The organism is Methyloversatilis sp. MC4-4, from assembly GCF_049843555.1.
Lineage (GTDB): Bacteria > Pseudomonadota > Gammaproteobacteria > Burkholderiales > Rhodocyclaceae > Methyloversatilis > Methyloversatilis discipulorum_B.
In genome coordinates this window covers 101,214-116,878 of sequence record NZ_JBBHZK010000002.1, presented here as the reverse complement: position 1 = coordinate 116,878, position 15,665 = coordinate 101,214, and the positions used below count along the sequence as shown (strand labels likewise).

16 protein-coding genes and 1 tRNA gene are annotated in these 15,665 nt (G+C 66.5%); 12 read left to right on the top strand and 5 right to left on the bottom strand.

The window, feature by feature from the left end; translation table 11 throughout:
- Positions 1-113: 113 nt before the first annotated feature.
- Together WDZ97_RS07430 and WDZ97_RS07425 are read right to left on the bottom strand one after the other, a co-directional pair.
- Complete coding sequence (locus WDZ97_RS07430) at positions 114-1,520, bottom strand: sigma-54-dependent transcriptional regulator (protein WP_020164236.1); 1,407 nt, start codon at positions 1,518-1,520, stop codon at positions 114-116.
- On the bottom strand, positions 1,517-2,944 hold the full coding sequence (locus WDZ97_RS07425) for a sensor histidine kinase (RefSeq protein WP_425762318.1): 1,428 nt from the start codon (positions 2,942-2,944) through the stop codon (positions 1,517-1,519). The genes WDZ97_RS07430 and WDZ97_RS07425 overlap by 4 nt, the downstream gene beginning before the upstream one ends.
- A 433-nt stretch (positions 2,945-3,377) precedes the next feature.
- On the opposite strand from WDZ97_RS07425, the gene ccmA reads away from it, so the two are divergent.
- The 9 genes from ccmA (at position 3,378) to ccmI (ending at position 10,140) form a co-directional block, all read left to right on the top strand.
- Positions 3,378-4,028: a cytochrome c biogenesis heme-transporting ATPase CcmA gene (gene ccmA, locus WDZ97_RS07420; protein WP_020164238.1), complete on the top strand. Its 651-nt coding sequence runs from the start codon at positions 3,378-3,380 to the stop codon at positions 4,026-4,028.
- Complete coding sequence (gene ccmB / locus WDZ97_RS07415) at positions 4,022-4,690, top strand: heme exporter protein CcmB (protein WP_020164239.1); 669 nt, start codon at positions 4,022-4,024, stop codon at positions 4,688-4,690. The genes ccmA and ccmB overlap by 7 nt, the downstream gene beginning before the upstream one ends.
- Positions 4,691-4,806: 116 nt before the next feature.
- Positions 4,807-5,595, top strand: a complete 789-nt coding sequence (ccmC, locus tag WDZ97_RS07410) for a heme ABC transporter permease CcmC (RefSeq protein ID WP_425762317.1) — start codon at positions 4,807-4,809, stop codon at positions 5,593-5,595.
- A complete protein-coding gene (gene ccmD, locus WDZ97_RS07405) occupies positions 5,592-5,789 on the top strand; it encodes a heme exporter protein CcmD (protein WP_425762316.1) in 198 nt (65 codons plus the stop codon). The genes ccmC and ccmD overlap by 4 nt, the downstream gene beginning before the upstream one ends.
- Positions 5,786-6,232, top strand: a complete 447-nt coding sequence (gene ccmE / locus WDZ97_RS07400) for a cytochrome c maturation protein CcmE (protein ID WP_304005964.1) — start codon at positions 5,786-5,788, stop codon at positions 6,230-6,232. Before ccmD ends, ccmE begins: the two co-directional genes overlap by 4 nt.
- 63 nt (positions 6,233-6,295) lie before the next feature.
- A complete protein-coding gene (locus WDZ97_RS07395; protein WP_425762315.1) occupies positions 6,296-8,299 on the top strand; it encodes a heme lyase CcmF/NrfE family subunit in 2,004 nt (667 codons plus the stop codon).
- Positions 8,296-8,823, top strand: a complete 528-nt coding sequence (locus WDZ97_RS07390) for a DsbE family thiol:disulfide interchange protein (RefSeq protein WP_020164244.1) — start codon at positions 8,296-8,298, stop codon at positions 8,821-8,823. The genes WDZ97_RS07395 and WDZ97_RS07390 overlap by 4 nt, the downstream gene beginning before the upstream one ends.
- Position 8,824: 1 nt before the next feature.
- Positions 8,825-9,298: a cytochrome c-type biogenesis protein gene (locus WDZ97_RS07385; protein ID WP_304005969.1), complete on the top strand. Its 474-nt coding sequence runs from the start codon at positions 8,825-8,827 to the stop codon at positions 9,296-9,298.
- Positions 9,295-10,140, top strand: a complete 846-nt coding sequence (gene ccmI / locus WDZ97_RS07380) for a c-type cytochrome biogenesis protein CcmI (protein ID WP_304005971.1) — start codon at positions 9,295-9,297, stop codon at positions 10,138-10,140. Before WDZ97_RS07385 ends, ccmI begins: the two co-directional genes overlap by 4 nt.
- Before the next feature lie 511 nt (positions 10,141-10,651).
- Here the strand turns inward: ccmI and WDZ97_RS07375 are convergent.
- Both WDZ97_RS07375 and WDZ97_RS07370 read right to left on the bottom strand, forming a co-directional pair.
- Positions 10,652-11,140, bottom strand: a complete 489-nt coding sequence (locus WDZ97_RS07375) for a hypothetical protein (protein ID WP_425763020.1) — start codon at positions 11,138-11,140, stop codon at positions 10,652-10,654.
- Positions 11,133-12,260, bottom strand: coding sequence for a JmjC domain-containing protein (locus WDZ97_RS07370; protein ID WP_425762314.1), 1,128 nt, complete (start codon positions 12,258-12,260; stop codon positions 11,133-11,135). The genes WDZ97_RS07375 and WDZ97_RS07370 overlap by 8 nt, the downstream gene beginning before the upstream one ends.
- Before the next feature lie 81 nt (positions 12,261-12,341).
- Between WDZ97_RS07370 and rlmD the strand changes: the two genes are divergently transcribed.
- A complete protein-coding gene (gene rlmD / locus WDZ97_RS07365; RefSeq protein WP_425762313.1) occupies positions 12,342-13,664 on the top strand; it encodes a 23S rRNA (uracil(1939)-C(5))-methyltransferase RlmD in 1,323 nt (440 codons plus the stop codon).
- 106 nt (positions 13,665-13,770) lie between these two features.
- Here the strand turns inward: rlmD and WDZ97_RS07360 are convergent, their stop codons facing one another.
- On the bottom strand, positions 13,771-14,460 hold the full coding sequence (locus WDZ97_RS07360) for a Bax inhibitor-1/YccA family protein (RefSeq protein WP_304005979.1): 690 nt from the start codon (positions 14,458-14,460) through the stop codon (positions 13,771-13,773).
- A gap of 140 nt (positions 14,461-14,600) precedes the next feature.
- Here WDZ97_RS07360 and WDZ97_RS07355 point away from each other — a divergent pair.
- Together WDZ97_RS07355 and WDZ97_RS07350 are read left to right on the top strand one after the other, a co-directional pair.
- Positions 14,601-14,690: transfer RNA gene (locus tag WDZ97_RS07355), tRNA-Ser, on the top strand.
- A gap of 215 nt (positions 14,691-14,905) precedes the next feature.
- Entirely contained in the window at positions 14,906-15,559 is a 654-nt protein-coding gene (locus WDZ97_RS07350) for a hypothetical protein (RefSeq protein WP_425762312.1), read from the top strand.
- The last annotated feature ends 106 nt before the right edge of the window (positions 15,560-15,665 follow it).

Below are 15,665 nucleotides of genomic sequence, written 5' to 3'. Positions count from 1 at the left end.
GCAGCCTTGCATCAAGCGTGCCACGCGGTTCGCCGCGCGGACAGCACCGCGCGGCGCGGGTTTGCGCGGAGCGCGGCCGGCTGTTGCCGAGCGTGTGCCCCGTTGTGGTGCGCTCAGGCCGGTACGTCGCGCACGCGCAGTGCGCCGTCGGCCTCGTCCGCTTCGATCAGGCCCTGTTCTTCGTAGCGGCGCAGCTTGCGCCACAGCGACACGCGGTCGATGCCGAGCAGGCGGGCGGCCAGCGCGCGGTTGCCGCCGACGCCGGCCAGTACGTCGAGGATGTGGTTGCGCTCGACCGCCTCCAGGGTGCGCACCTCGTTGCCGCCGCGACCGGCGGCGTGGCCGGCCGGGGTGCCGAGGCCGGGCGGCAGGTCCTCCTCTGCCAGCATCGTGCCGCCGGCCAGCGCGACGCCGCGCTCGATGATGTTCTCCAGCTCGCGCACATTGCCCGGGTAATCGTAGGCGCACAGCTTCTGCATTGCCGGCGGCGCGATGGCGGTGACTTTCTTGCCCATGGCCTGTGCTGCGCGGCGCACGAACTGCTGGGCCAGCAGCGGAATGTCGTCGCGCCGGTCGCGCAGCGGCGGCAACTGCAGCGTCACCACGTTGAGGCGGAAGTAGATGTCCTGCCGGAACTGGCCAGCCTCGACCGCGGCGCGCGGTTCGCGGTTGGTGGCGGCGAGGAAGCGGACGTCGGCGCGCACCGGCTCGGTACCGCCGACGCGCAGGTATTCGCGCTCCTGCAGCAGACGCAGCAGCTTCACCTGCATCGCCGCCGACATTTCGGTCACTTCGTCGAGAAACAGCGTGCCGCCCTGGGCCGCCTCGACCAGACCGCCGCGCGACTGCTGGGCGCCGGTGTAGGCCCCCTTTTCATGACCGAACAGTTCGTTGGCCAGCAGTTCCTCGTTCAGCGCGCCGCAGTTGATCGCGACGAAGGGCCCGCTGGCACGGCGGCTGTGCGCGTGCACGTGGCGGGCCAGCAGTTCCTTTCCGGTGCCGGTTTCGCCGACGATGAGTACATTGCAGTCGGTCGGCGCCACACCGCGCGCGATGTCGAGGATGGCGCGCATGCCTTCGTCGCGCGTGATGATGCGTTCGTCGGCGGCGTGCTCGACCAGCTGGCGCAGGCGCTGGTTCTCGGCGCGCAGCTGCGCCTTGTCGGCCGCCTCGCGCACCAGCTTGCGCACTTCGCCGAGGCGGAAGGGCTTGGATACGTAATAGAAGGCGCCGGTGCGCATCGCCTCGACCGCCGATTCGGTGGTGGCGAAGCCGGTCACCACCAGCACCTCCATCGCCGGCCAGGCCTCTCGCGCGCGACGCAGCAGTTCCAGCCCGTCCATGCCGGGCATCTTGACGTCGGTCAGCAGCACCTCGTAATCGTTCTGGCGCAGCAGCGCCAGCGCGGCGTCGCCGTTGTCGGCGGTGGTGACGTCGAGGCCGTCGCGGCGCAGCGCGGTGGCCAGACCCTCGCGCGCGACCGCTTCGTCGTCGACCAGCAGGACATGTGCCGTACTCATGCTTTCTCCTCCGCCGGTATCCAGAGCGTGACGCAGGTCCCGCCGTCCGGTTCGTTGTGTATGACTGCCTGACCGCCGTGTTCGGCGGCGATTTCATGCACCACGAAAAGCCCGAGCCCCGAGCCCTTGCCGACCGGTTTCGTGGTGAAGAAGGGGTCGAACACGCGCGGCAGGTTGCGTGGTTCGATGCCGGGGCCGTTGTCGCACACCGAAATTTCGGTGCCGCCGTCACGCGCGCTGCCGCGCACCGTGATGTGCGGCGCAATGCCTGCCTCGACGCAGGCTTCGAGCGCGTTGCGGATCAGGTTCAGCAGCGCCTGCTGAATGCGCTGGCCGTCAGCGTGGATGTGCAGCTCGGGCGCGATCTGCAGCGTCACGGCGTCGGCGGCGTCGGGCCGCTCGGCGCGCAGCAGTGCGACGGTTTCCTCGACCAGCGGCCGCAGCGGCTGGCGCACCAGCGCGAAGCGGCTGTCGCGCGCGAAGTCGAGCAGGGTGCGCACGATGCGTTGCGCGCGTTGCACCTGGTCGTCGATCTGCTCGACGAAGCCATTGATCTGCGCCGGGTCGCACACGTCGCGCTCTTCCAGCAGCAGCTGCGCGTTCAGCGAAATGTTGGAAAGCGGATTGTTCAGCTCGTGCGCGACGCCGGACAGCATGGTGCCGAGCGAGGCCAACCGCGCCGTGCGCAGCACCGCGAGCTGGCGCTCTTCGAGGTCGCCGAGCGCGCGGTTGAAGGCGGCGACCAGCGCGGCGATCTCGTCGTCGCGGTCGCGCGGCGTCAGGCGCGCGAGATTGCCGGTGCCGATGCGCGCCAGATCGCTTTCGACCTCGCGCAGCGGTGCCACGACGCGCCGCGTCACCAGCTGGCCGATTACCAGCACCAGCGCGACGGCGGCGATCATGATCGTGTACAGCTGCGATTCCTGGCCGGACAGCGCGCGCCGCATCGCCTCGCGCGCCTGATCGGACAGGCGCTCGCTTTCTTCGAACGCCTGCTTGCCGACCTCGGTCATGCGCTCTTCAAGCGGTGAGATCGGATCGGTCGGGCGGATGCGGCGCTGCAGGCGGTCGTCGAGCAGGTCGCGCCAGTCGTGCAGCGACTGTTCCAGGTCCTCCAGCGAGAAACCGGGCGCAGCGCGCTGCATCAGCGCGCGGTCGCGTGCGATCAGCGTGAGTGCCTCTTCCGCCTTGCCGACCGCCGACTTGAGTTCCGATGGCTTGCGGAACAGCAGGTAGTTCTTTTCCAGCCGCCGCGCTTCGCGTACCACGTCGTGCATGCGCGTGACGTGGTGTTCGTCGTCGACGCGCGACAGCAGCAGGCGCACCTGTTCCAGCGCGGCGAACACCAGCAGCACGAACAGCGCGCCAAGCACGATGTAGCCGAGCAGGATCTTGCCGTGCAGGGAACGGGGCAGCAGTTTCATGAATTGCATGCTGCAACGTCGCGTTGCGAATTTCAACAGCGACCACATGCGCGCAAGCGCCTGTTTCATGCGGACTTTCGGCGGGCGTTCATACGGGCGCAAGGGCGCGCGCTGCAAGTTGCAACGAGCGCCGGCGGTCCATACGAGGGGTGGGGTGTAAAGCATAAGTAAATCAATGCTTTGCGTTTTTCGCTAGAGGTGGCACAGCGCCTGCTAGGAAATCCGTGCCAGTCTCGCAGTGACGATTTTGAAGGCTCCTCGGGTCGTTGCTGTGGCGAGGCTTGCAATGGGGAGGCCGGTCGACCTAGCGGACAGCACCGGTTCTTTTGGCGGCTCGCGAGCAATCGCGAGCCGTTTTTCTTTGCGCCGCACGCCGCCTGGCGGATTCGGCGATAATTCGCCGCCTTTCAACGCCCCGCACCCCGCCTCCCGCATGGCCGATCCCGCTGTTCCGCTGATTTCTACGCACGCACTGGCCTGCACGCGCGGCTCGGCACGCCTGTTCGCCGGGCTGGATCTGGCGGTGGGCGAGGGTGAGTTGCTGCACGTGGCTGGCGCCAACGGCAGCGGCAAGACCAGTCTGCTGCGCATCCTGTGCGGGCTGTCGGAAGCCGAATCCGGCGAGCTGCGCTGGTGCGGCCAGCCGGCGCGCAAGGTGAAGGACGACTGGCGCGCCGGCCTGCTCTATCTCGGTCACCGCAACGCGGTGAAGGACGATTTCACGCCGCTGGAGAACCTGCGGGCCAGCGCGGCCATCGCCGGTGAGGCCATGGAAGAGGAGACGGCGCTGCGCGCACTGGTCGACATCGGCCTCGGCGCCCGCCTCGACGTGCCGGCGCGCAGCCTGTCGCAGGGGCAGCGCCGTCGAGTCGCGCTGGCCCGTCTGCTGTGCGGCACACGCGCCCGGCTGTGGATACTGGACGAGCCGTTCACTGCACTTGACGTGCGCGCGGTGGCGCAGCTGGCCGAGGCGATGGCCGCGCACATCCGTCGCGGCGGCGCCGTCATCTACACCACGCACCAGCCGGTGGATATCGACGTGCCGCGCCGCGCGCTGCTCAATCTGGACGACTACTCATGCTGAGCGTGTTCGCCGCCGTGCTGCGTCGCGACCTGCTGCTGGCCTGGCGCCGCCGTTCCGACGTGCTGACCGCGCTCGGCTTCTTCCTGCTGGTGACCAGCCTGTTTCCGCTCGGCGTCGGGCCGGAACCTGACCAGCTGGCGCAGATCGCGGCCGGCGTCATGTGGGTCGCCGCACTGCTTGCCACGCTGCTGTCGGTCAGCCGGCTGTTCGAAGCGGATGAGGCGGACGGAACCCTTGAGCAGATGCTGCTGTCCGTGGAGCCGCTGGCAGTGATCGTGCTGGCCAAGGTGTGCGCCTACTGGTTGCTGACCGGATTGCCGCTGGTGCTGATCGCGCCGCTGATCGCGCTGCAGTTCAGCCTGACGCCGGACGAGACGCTCATCGTCTGCGCGACGCTGCTGATCGGCACGCCGACGCTGTCTTTGCTCGGCGCCGTCGGCGCGTCGCTGACGCTGGGCCTGCGCGGCGGTGGCGCGCTGATCGCGCTGCTGGTGCTGCCGCTGTACGTGCCGGTGCTCATCTTCGGTGCGGGGGCGATCGACGCCTGGCGCGCGGGTCTGGGCATCGCCCCGCACCTGGCCTTGCTCGGTGCCTGCCTGCTGGTGGCGCTGGCGGTAGCGCCGCTGGCGAGCGCGGCGGCATTGCGCATCGCCCAAGATTGATAGGGGGCCAAACCGCACTCGGTTAAACTTGCGGTTTTGCCGTCGGCCCCCGCCGAGACACGCGCGTTGTATCTGCGCACACCGAGTAATCAGAACCTGGGCTAGCCGCTTCGTTGATGTCCGAATCACAGTCTTCCGCCGCGCGCGCGCCGTCGTCCGGCTTCAACTTCTTCCATTACGCCAGCCCGCAGACCTTCTTTCCGCTCGCCGGCAAGCTGCTGTGGCCGAGCTGGATCGCCGCCGTCCTGCTGACGCTGGCCGGCCTTTACATCGGCTTCTTCGTCGCGCCGACCGACGCGACGCAGGGCGACAGCTACCGCATCATCTTCATTCACGTGCCGGCGGCCTGGATGTCCATGGTGGTCTATCTGGCGATGGCCTTCTGGTGCGCGGTCGGCCTGGTATTCAACACGCGTCTGTCCTTCATGATGTCGACCGCGCTCGCGCCGACCGGCGCGATGTGGGCTTTCGTTGCGCTGTGGACCGGCGCGCTGTGGGGCAAGCCGACCTGGGGCACCTACTGGGTGTGGGATGCGCGCCTGACGTCCGAACTGATCCTGTTCTTCCTCTACTGCGGCTACATGGCCCTGCAGGCAGCCATCGACGACCCGCGCCGGGCCGACCGCGCCGGCGCGCTGATCGCCATCGTCGGCGCGGTGAACGTGCCCATCATCTATTTTTCGGTGAAATGGTGGAACACGTTGCATCAGGGCGCGTCTGTAAGCCTGACGGCTGCGCCGACCATGGCCACCACCATGCTGACCGGCATGCTGGTGATGGCGCTGGCGGCCTGGGCCTACACGATAGGCGCGGCGCTTGTGCGCGTGCGCGCCATCATGATCGAACGCGAGCGGAACACCGACTGGGTGCGCCAGCTCGCCAGCAACGGAGACGGCAACACATGAACTGGGAAAGCGCCAGCCATTTCTGGGCGATGGGCGGTTACGGCTTCTTCGTCTGGGGTTCCTACGGCGTGACGGCTGCGGTCATTGCAGCCGAACTGTTCGCGCTGTCGCGCCGCATGAAGAATGCCCGTGCGCAGGCCCGGCGCGACGTTGCGCTGGAGCGCATCGACGCCGACAAGCGGGGCCGCGCATGAAACCCCGCCACAAACGTTTCGCGCTGGTCGCCGCCGGCATCGCGCTGCTGGTCGGCGCGGTCACGCTGGTGCTGAATACCTTCAGCGACAACATGGTGTTCTTCTTCAGCCCGACCCAGGTCGCGGCGAAGGAAGCGCCGCAGGGCCGCACCTTCCGCATCGGCGGCATGGTTCAGGACGGCAGCCTGGAGCGCGGCGCCGACGGCACGTCGGTCCGTTTCATCGTCACCGATACCGCCAACACCATCACCGTCACCTACAAGGGCGCGCTGCCGGACCTGTTCAAGGAAGGCAAGGGCGTGGTCGCCCAGGGCAAGCTCGGCGAGGACGGCGTGTTCGCCGCCAGCGAGGTGCTGGCCAAGCACGACGAGAACTACATGCCGCCTGAAGCCGCGCACGCACTGGAACAGGCGAAGAAGGCGCAGAGCACGGTCGTTCAGTAAGCCGCATCCACTCCGCTCCGGCGCCTCGGGCCGGAGCACCACGTTTCACGGGCAGGAGCCATCATGTTTCCCGAATTGGGCAATTTTTCGCTGTCGATCGCGCTGGCGCTGTCGGTGCTGCTGGGCGTCGTTCCGCTGGTCGGTGCGCAGCGCGGCGACGCGCGGCTGATGGCGGTCGCGCGACCGCTGACGCAGGGCGTGTTCGTGTTCGTCGCCTTCGCCTTGTTCTGCCAGATCCAGTCCTTCGTGCTGAACGACTTTTCGGTGCTGAACGTCGCCACCAATTCGAATTCGACGCTGCCGCTAGAATACCGCGTCGCCGCCGCCTGGGGCAGTCACGAAGGTTCGCTGCTGCTATGGACCTTCATGCTGGCGCTGTGGGCGCTGGCCGTCAGCGTGTTTTCGCGCCGTCTGCCGCCGGACATGGTGGCGCGCGTGCTGGCCGTGCTGGGCTGGGTCGGCGTGGGCTTCCTCGCCTTCATGCTGGCCAGTTCCAACCCCTTCGACCGCCTGCTGCCGGCGGCCGCCGATGGCCGCGACCTGAATCCGCTGCTGCAGGATCCGGGCATGATCTTCCACCCGCCCATGCTCTACATGGGCTACGTCGGCTTTTCGGTCGCCTTCGCCTTCGCCATCGCTGCGCTGATCGGCGGCCGGCTCGATGCCGCCTGGGCGCGCTGGTCGCGGCCATGGACCACCGTGGCCTGGATGTTCCTGACGCTGGGCATCGCGCTCGGCAGCTACTGGGCCTACTACGAACTGGGCTGGGGCGGCTGGTGGTTCTGGGATCCGGTCGAGAACGCGTCCTTCATGCCCTGGCTGGTCGGCACCGCGCTCATTCATTCGCTGGCGGTGACGGAGAAGCGTGGCGCGTTCAAGAGCTGGACCGTGCTGCTGGCCATCGCCGCCTTCTCGCTGTCGCTGCTCGGTACCTTCCTCGTGCGTTCGGGTGTGCTGACCTCGGTACACGCCTTCGCGACCGATCCGGAACGCGGTGTGTTCATCCTCGCGCTGCTGGTGTTCGTGATCGGCGGCTCGCTGCTGCTGTTCGCGATCCGTGCGCCGTCGGTCGGGCTCGGTGGAGGCTTCGCGCTGCTGTCGCGCGAAACCTCGCTGCTCGCCAACAACGTGCTGCTGGCGGTCGCCACGTCGGCGGTGCTGCTCGGCACGCTCTACCCGCTTTTCCTCGACGCGCTGGGCATGGGCAAGATTTCGGTCGGCGCGCCTTACTTCGACGCCGTGTTCGTGCCGCTGATGACACCAGTGCTGTTCCTGATGGCCATCGGGCCCTTCGTACGCTGGAAGAAGGACGAAGCGCCGGGGCTGGTGCTGCGCCTGCGCTGGGCGTTCGCGGTCAGCGTCGCCGCCACGCTGGTGACGATGGTGGCGACCGGGCATTACACGCCGATGCTGGGCCTCGGTGCGTTCACTGTCGTGTGGATCGCTGCCACCAGCGTGCAGCATCTGGTCGAGCGTCTGCGCGGTCGCAACGGCGACGGCAGCTGGATGGCCCGCGCCCGCGCGCTGCCCGGTGGCTGGTGGGGCATGTGGCTGGCCCACCTCGGGGTGGCGGTAAGCATCGTCGGCATCACGCTGGTCAAGGGCTTCGAGCAGAACGCCGACCTCAAGATGGCGCCCGGCCAGACGGCGACGCTGGCCGGCTACACCTTCAAGTTCCACGGCGCCTTCGAGCACGCGGGTCCGAACTACGACGCCGCCCGCGGCCGCATCGAAGTGACGCGCGACGGCAGGCCGGTGGCGATGATGCACCCGGAAAAGCGCATGTACCGCGTGTCGCAGATGCCGATGACCGAAGCCGCCATCGATTCCGGTTTCACCCGCGACGTCTACGTGTCGATGGGCGAGCCGCTGCCCGATGGCCAGGCCTGGATCGTCCGCATCTTCTACAAGCCCTTCGTGAACTGGATCTGGGTGGGTGCCCTCATCATGGCACTGGGCGGCGTCATCGCCGCCGCCGATCGCCGTTACCGCAAGCTCGCCCAGCGCGACGCGAAACAGGGCGCGCGCGACGGTGTGGCGACGCCGGTCCGGGAGCAGCACGCATGAAACGCTATCTGTGGCCGCTGGGCCTTTTCCTGGTGCTGGCGGGTTTCCTGTTCGCCGGCCTCTACCTGAACCCGCGCGAGGTGCCGAGTCCGCTGATCGGCAAGGCCGTGCCAGCCTTCTCCATCCCCCAGCTGGCGGCGCCCGACAAGACCTTCTCGCCGGCCGACATGAAGGGCAAGGTGTGGCTGGTGAACGTGTGGGCGTCGTGGTGCGTGTCCTGTCGCCAGGAGCATCCGCTGCTGGTCGAGCTGGCGAAGACGGGGCTGGTGCCGATGGTCGGCCTGCACTACAAGGACGAGCGCGACGCCGGCATGAAGTGGCTGGCCGAGCACGGCGACCCCTACCTGCTCTCCGCGCACGACCGCGACGGCCGTGTGGCCATCGATTTCGGCGTCTATGGCACGCCAGAAACCTTCATCGTCGACAAGACCGGCGTCATTCGCTACAAGCACACCGGCCCGCTGACGCCGCAACTGCTGCGCGATGACATCCTGCCGCGCGTCAAGCAGCTCGAGGCATCCTGACATGCGACGTTTGATGGTGTTGCTGGCGGCATTGATGCTGCCGTTTTCCGTGCTGCACGCGGAAGAGGCAAAACCGCTGGCCGACGACCCGGCGGTCGAGGCGCGGGTGCAGAAGCTGGGCGAGGAACTGCGCTGCCTGGTCTGTCAGAACCAGAACATCGCCGACTCGCACGCGGATCTGGCGATGGATCTGAAGAAGCAGTTGCGCGAGCAGATTGCCGCCGGCCGCAGCGACGGCGAGATCAAGGACTTCATGGTCGAGCGCTACGGCGATTTCGTGCTCTACCGTCCGCCGCTGAAAGCCACCACCGTGCTGCTGTGGGGCGGTCCCTTTGCATTGCTGCTGATCGTCGTCGTGTTGCTGCTGCGCCGCCTGCGCAGCCGCGCCGAGCGGGCTGCAGTCGCCAACACACTGAGCGCCGATGAACACGAGCGCGCCCGCGCGCTGCTCGCCGGCGAGGAGAACAAGGTTTGACCACATTCATGATGGGCGCGGCGGCGATGCTTGCCGTCGCGCTGGCTTTTGTCGTCCTGCCGCTGCTGCGCGGCCGCAGCACTCAACCGGCGGACGCTCAGCGCGCGCTGACGCTTGCCATTCACCGCGATGCGCTGGCGGAACTGGACCGTGATCTGGCGGCCGGCCTGATCGACGACGCGCAATACCGCATTTCCTGCGCCGAACTGGAGCGCCGCGTGCTCGACGAGGCCGGTGCTGCAAAGTCGCCTTCGGCGAAGGGCAGCGGCCGCTGGGTGGCCATCGTGTCGGCGCTGATGGTGCCGGTGATCGCTGTTCCGGTGTATCTGGCGCTCGGTCACCCGCAGGCCATCGATGCACCACGCAGCAGTCCGCCGCAGGCCGAGGGCGAGGTGACGCCGGAACAGATACAGGCCATGGTTGCGCGACTTGCCGAGCGGATGAAGGCGGAGCCGGACAACGCCGAGGGCTGGTCGATGCTGGCGCGTTCGTACTTTGCGATGGGGCGCTTCGACGAAGCTGCCGACGCCTATTCCAGACTGGTGAAGATCGTCGACGGCGACGCCCAGGTGTGGACCGATTATGCGGACGCGGTCGCCATGAAGCAGGGGCGCAATCTGGCCGGCGAACCCGAGCAGATGCTTAAGAGGGCGCTCGAACTGGACCCGGACAACGTCAAGGCTCTGGCGCTGGCCGGAAGTGCAGCGATGCAGCGGGGTGACGCTGCCGCCGCACGTGTGCATTGGGAGCGTTTGCTGAAACTGCTGCCGGCGGATTCTCCGTTGATCGAGCCCATCAAGGAAAGCATGGGAGAGGCTGCCGCGGGTGCTGCGGCGAAGTAGGTGAGCGGGTAGCGCTTGCCGCGGCGAACGCTGCGGCGATGCGGAAAAAGGTCTTGCGATTACGGAAGCACAAAAGAAAAAAGCCGGCTTGCGCCGGCTTTTTTCATGCTCGCGGAAGAAGGATTACTTCTTCTCTTCAGCCGGGGCAGCCGGAGCAGCAGCGTCAGCCGGAGCGGCCGGAGCAGCGTCAGCCGGAGCAGCCGGGGCAGCGTCAGCCGGAGCGGCCGGAGCAGCATCAGCCGGAGCAGCCGGAGCAGCGTCAGCCGGAGCGGCCGGGGCAGCAGCCGGAGCGGGTTCGGCGGCCGGAGCCGGGGCTTCTTCCGGCTTCGAGCAAGCGGCCAGGGCAGCGGCGAGGATGGCGGCGAGGAGGAGGGACTTTTGCATTTTGATTTCCTTGGCTGTTGGCTACAACGTGAATTCGGTACAACACCCGATCGAGCTAGCGACCTCGATCAGCCCAAAATAGTAGCACGAGCGTCACGGATCAAGTTGCAGCGCTGGAAACAAGGTTTTACAAGCCAAGCTTTGTTGTGCTTATGCAACATGAACAACTGTCCCAGATCTCGGCGAATCGACCGCTGTAGCCGGCGATCTCGACGGCATCCGCGCGCACGTGTTTGCCCCGCCAGTGCGCATGATGAGTGCGGATCACTGCGTCAGCTGAGCCATTCAGCATGAAGGTTTCGCTCAGATGACGCAGCGTACGCGGCAACTGACGGATGCGCAGGCGGTGCGATTGTGCGGCGCACAGCGCCCACAGACGGGGCATGCGATGCTGCAACGGTTCGGCGTCGTGCAGCACGATGCGCACCTCGGCCCGCGGCGACTGCGCGAGGGCCAGGGTGAGCGCCTCGACCGCGAGGCGCGAGTCGAGTGCGGTGTCGCGCAGGTCGGTGTCGACGATGTCGAGCGAGCGGTCGATCTGCGCGATCAGTGCGCCGATCGCCGCCTGATAGCCGGCGCGATCGTCGAAACGGAAGACACCCGTCGACTCAGTCAATGACCGCTCCGCTGTGCAGGAAGCCGTCGCAATACCAGTCGTAGAGCAGGTCAAGCGTGCCTTCGTGGTCGGCGATCCGGGCGACGCTGCGGGCGCTGGCAAGCTCGCGCAGGGTGTCGGTACTGCCGGGGGGCAGTTCCACCGGTTCGCCGTTGATCCAGAACTGGTGGCCACTGCGCAGCAGCAGCGTCCGGCCGTCCAGTCGCACGCCGTGCTTCGACACCTGCTGCGCAAAGCGCTTCGGCGTCAACGGATCATCCGGCGGATCGAAGAACACGTGCGGCTTCGGTTCGCTCAGATAGCCGCCGAGGAAGGCTTCGACGTCCTTGCGCGACCACTTGATGGTGTTCAGCACCGCCTCGACCCTGTCTATCATCGCCGCGGGCAGTTGGGCCGGATCGGCCTGCAGCGCGAGATCCGGGTCGGCGTACATGCCGGGCATGCAGATTTCGTCGCGCAGGTAGTCGAGGAAGCCGGTCGCCAGTTCCTGCATCGACGGCGTGCGGAAGCCGATCGAGTAGGTGGTGCATTCGCCTTCGGCGATGCCGTTGTGCGCGCACTTGGGCGGCAGGTAGAGCATGTCGCCCGGCTCCAGTACCCACTCCTGTTCGGGCACGAAATTCTTCAGGATGCGCAGCGGTGCGTCCTCGATCAGCGTGAGGTCGGTCTGTTCGCTGATCTGCCAGCGGCGGCGGCCGGTGCCCTGCAGCAGGAACACGTCGTAGGAATCGAAGTGCGGGCCGACACCGCCGCCATCGGTGGCGTAGCTCACCATCACGTCGTCCAGCCGCGCGTAGGGCACGAAGCTGAAACGGCGCATCAGGGCGTCGGCGTCCGGCAGCAGCATGTTCAGGCCCTGCACCAGAACGGTCCACGGCTTCGTTCTCGGTCGCCGGATCAGCGATGCGGGCAGCGGGCCGCGCGCCATTTCCCAGTTGCGGCCGTCGTGCGCGATGAAACGCGATTCGACGTCTTCGTCGCGCGCGAGATCGAGCAATTGTTCGCGCGGCAGCAGGCCGTTGAAGCCGGGGATGGCGCCGCGGATGAGCAGCGGCTTCTTCTGCCAGTAGTCGCGCAGGAAGGTACGCGGGCTGAGCCCGCCGAGCAGTGTCTTGTCCATGGGTGCGGATTATCCGCGATGGCGCGGCCGCGGCGCACGCAGCAGGTAAAATCGCGCCCTTTCGCTTCTGCAGGACACGTCATGCCGGTCGCCCGCATCGAATCGCTGGACCACGAAGGTCGCGGCGTCACTCACCACGAAGGCAAGGTCATCTTCGTCGATGGCGCCTTGCCGGGCGAAACCATCGATTTCTCTCCCTACCGCAAGAAGGCGTCCTACGAACTGGCGCAGATCAGCCGCATCGTGAAACCGAGTGCGCAGCGCGTGACGCCGCGCTGCCGCCACTTCGGCATTTGTGGTGGTTGCAGCATGCAGCATCTCGATGTTGCCGCGCAGGCGTCCGCCAAGCAGCGCGTGCTTGAGGACGCCTTGTGGCACGTCGGCCGGGTGAAGCCCGAAACCGTGTTCGCGCCGCTGGTCGGGCCGGGCTGGGGCTATCGCTACCGGGCGCGGCTGTCGGTGCGCTATGTGCCGCGCAAGGGTGGCGTGCTGGTGGGCTTCCGCGAGAAGAAATCCAGCTACGTGGCCGACATGGATTCCTGTGAGGTGCTGCCGCCGCATGTGTCGGCCTTGCTGCTGCCGCTGCGCGCGCTGATCGATGGTTTCTCGCTGCGCGACCGCCTGCCGCAGATCGAGATCGCCATCGGCGGCGAGCGCGAAGAACAGATGACGGTGCTAGTGTTCCGCATCCTCGAAAAGATGACGGCCGAGGACGAAGCGGCTCTGCGTGCCTTTGCCGAGACGCATGCGCTGCACATCTATGTTCAGCCGGGCGGCCCGGACACGGTGCTGCCGTTCTGGCCGATCCCGATGCCGGAACTGGCCTACTCGCTGCCGGATTTCGGCGTGAAGCTCGCGTTTGCGCCGACCGAATTCACCCAGGTGAATCACGGCATCAACCGCTCGTTGCTGCGTCGCGCGATGTCGCTGCTGGCGCCGCAAAAGGGCGAGCGCATCGCCGACATGTTCTGTGGCTTGGGCAACTTTTCGCTGCCGATCGCTTCGCTGGGCGCCGACGTGGTCGGTATCGAGGGTGCCGATGCGCTGGTCAAGCGCGCTGCACTCAATGCGGCGGCGAATGGGCTGGCGGAGCGGTCGAGCTTTGCCGTGGCCAACCTGTTCGAAATCACGCCGGAGTCGTACGCCGCGCTCGGCCGCTTCGACAAGATGCTGATCGATCCGCCGCGCGAGGGCGCGATGGAACTGGTGAAGTCGCTGCCGCACTCGGCCGACGACGCGGCACCGTCGCGCATCGTCTACGTGTCGTGCAACCCGGCCACGCTGGCGCGCGACCTCGAAGTGCTCATCGTGCAGAAGGGCTACCGCCTGCGCGGCGCCGGCATCGCCAACATGTTCCCGCAGACCTCGCACGTCGAGTCGATCGCGCTGATCGAGCGCGCCTGAGGCCTCGGCCGGACGGTGCGGGCGTCGGGCGCGATTCGCGTCCGACGCAAAAGAAAAGGCCCCGGAGGCGTGAGCCCCCGGGGCCTTCGTTCAGGTCACGCGGCGATCAGTCGCGCTGACCGGTCAGTGCCATCAGCAGGTGCAGCAGGCTGATGAACATGTTGTACAGGTTCAGGTACACCGACAGCGACGCCGACACGTAGTTGGTTTCGCCGCCGCGCACGATGCGCTGGATGTCATACAGCATCCAGGCGGCCGAGATCAGCACGATGGCGGCCGAGATCGCCAGTTGAAGGCCGGGCATCTGCAGGAAGATGTTGGCGACAATGGCCAGCAGGATGACGACCATGCCGATCATCAGGAAGCTGCCCATGTTCGAGAAATCGCGCTTGGTGGTCGCTGCGACCGACGACAGCACGAGGAAGGTGACTGCGGTACCGCCGGCGGCCATGGCGATGATGGACCCGCCATTCGAGAAGCCCAGCGCCACCTGCAGGATGCGGCTCAGCATCAGGCCCATGAAGAAGGTGAAGCCGAGCAGCAGGGCGACACCGAGGCCGCTGTTCTTGTTCTTCTCGATCCCCCACATGAAGCCCCAGGCGATACCCAGGAAGAGCAGGAAGGAAATGAGCGGGCTGCCGGAGAAGAAGCTGAAGCGCATCTGTATGCCGACCAGGGCGCCAAGCAGCGTCGGCACCATGGACACGGCCAGCATCATGTAGGTGTTGCGCAGCACGCGGTTCTGGCCGGCGGACAGCGAACCGGTGGTCTGCATGCTCTGGAATTGCGGTTGCATCAACGTCTCCCGAAGGATGATTAGTGTTCTAAAGACTATCGCACAGGGTGCGAAGTTTCAACGCTGCTCATCATGCTAGACTGCGCGCCTCATCCGTAACCCTTGTCTGGCGCCATTGTGCGCATGACAGGCGGCATCCAGGAAGCGTGGCAGAGTGGTTGAATGCACCGGTCTTGAAAACCGGCAACGTCGCAAGGCGTTCGTGAGTTCGAATCTCACCGCTTCCGCCAAATCTCCCCAGCACCGCATTACTCCTCGTCGCATTGTGCCCGGCAATGCGCTCAGGGAGCGTCTCGCACCGACCCGACGCGCCCATCGATCCCCCGGGTCGGTCTGAACCACCCCGGATTTTGCGGAGGCTCGTTACAAATTGAATCGCGCTTGATCTTCGCAATGGTTAGCGACACAAGGAGCTGCCCGTAAATCGTCCGGGCGCCCGTTCTTCATGGCACGTACATTATCCGAGCTTCCACTTAAGCTTTCGTACCGCACCGGGCGCGACGATCTTGTCCGCGACCTCTTCGTACCGTGGCTGAAGCATTCCGTCCCGTATCGGCGGGCCGCAGGCTACTTCACCAGCGCGGGCCTCGCGCTGGCTTCTCGTGGCGTTGCGAGTCTCGCCTCGCGCGGTGGGAAGATGCAACTTGCAGTGTCGCCGTACCTCGACCCGGACGACGTAGCAGCCCTGCAAGCTGCCGCAGACAAGCCCATCAGTGTTCTTCGAGCAATCGCTTCGCGAAGCCTCGCCGACATCGAAGACGCATTGGTCAAGGACCGGCTCAATGCCATGGCCTGGTTGGCCGCCAGTGGGCAGATCGAGATCAAGATTGCCCTGCGCTTGGATGAGAAGGGTGGCTACAGCCGAGGTCTGTACCAGGAGAAGATCGGAGTCTTCACCGACTCTGCAGACAACCACGTCAGCTTTTCGGGGTCATCGAACGAAACCGCTGGCGGTCTCATTGAACAGACGGCAACCATACATTGCATGCATAGCCGGATGTCAATCGATAAACCACACGATGAGCATGAAGCGCGCGGTTGGGCGCGTCCGTCCGCTGCGTGCCCGGAAGCTACTCGTCGAGGGATTGGCAACACCTGATGCATCCCTGCAGGGACTGCCGCCAGTCGGTGACGGCGGGGAGGGGTCCGTTTTCTGCGGAAGAAGCGACCACAGAGCCGGGTGGTGCCAGCATAAGTCGTGGCCA

Coding starts and splice junctions, on each gene's coding strand:
- ccmD (WP_425762316.1), top strand. CDS start 5,592: ATGAACTGGGAAAGCGCCAGCCATTTCTGGGCGATGGGCGGTTACGGC.
- WDZ97_RS07385 (WP_304005969.1), top strand. CDS start 8,825: ATGCGACGTTTGATGGTGTTGCTGGCGGCATTGATGCTGCCGTTTTCC.
- ccmE (WP_304005964.1), top strand. CDS start 5,786: ATGAAACCCCGCCACAAACGTTTCGCGCTGGTCGCCGCCGGCATCGCG.
- WDZ97_RS07425 (WP_425762318.1), bottom strand. CDS start 2,944: ATGAAACTGCTGCCCCGTTCCCTGCACGGCAAGATCCTGCTCGGCTAC.
- WDZ97_RS07390 (WP_020164244.1), top strand. CDS start 8,296: ATGAAACGCTATCTGTGGCCGCTGGGCCTTTTCCTGGTGCTGGCGGGT.
- ccmC (WP_425762317.1), top strand. CDS start 4,807: ATGTCCGAATCACAGTCTTCCGCCGCGCGCGCGCCGTCGTCCGGCTTC.
- ccmB (WP_020164239.1), top strand. CDS start 4,022: ATGCTGAGCGTGTTCGCCGCCGTGCTGCGTCGCGACCTGCTGCTGGCC.
- WDZ97_RS07360 (WP_304005979.1), bottom strand. CDS start 14,460: ATGCAACCGCAATTCCAGAGCATGCAGACCACCGGTTCGCTGTCCGCC.
- WDZ97_RS07395 (WP_425762315.1), top strand. CDS start 6,296: ATGTTTCCCGAATTGGGCAATTTTTCGCTGTCGATCGCGCTGGCGCTG.
- WDZ97_RS07430 (WP_020164236.1), bottom strand. CDS start 1,520: ATGAGTACGGCACATGTCCTGCTGGTCGACGACGAAGCGGTCGCGCGC.
- WDZ97_RS07350 (WP_425762312.1), top strand. CDS start 14,906: ATGGCACGTACATTATCCGAGCTTCCACTTAAGCTTTCGTACCGCACC.
- WDZ97_RS07370 (WP_425762314.1), bottom strand. CDS start 12,260: ATGGACAAGACACTGCTCGGCGGGCTCAGCCCGCGTACCTTCCTGCGC.
- rlmD (WP_425762313.1), top strand. CDS start 12,342: ATGCCGGTCGCCCGCATCGAATCGCTGGACCACGAAGGTCGCGGCGTC.
- ccmA (WP_020164238.1), top strand. CDS start 3,378: ATGGCCGATCCCGCTGTTCCGCTGATTTCTACGCACGCACTGGCCTGC.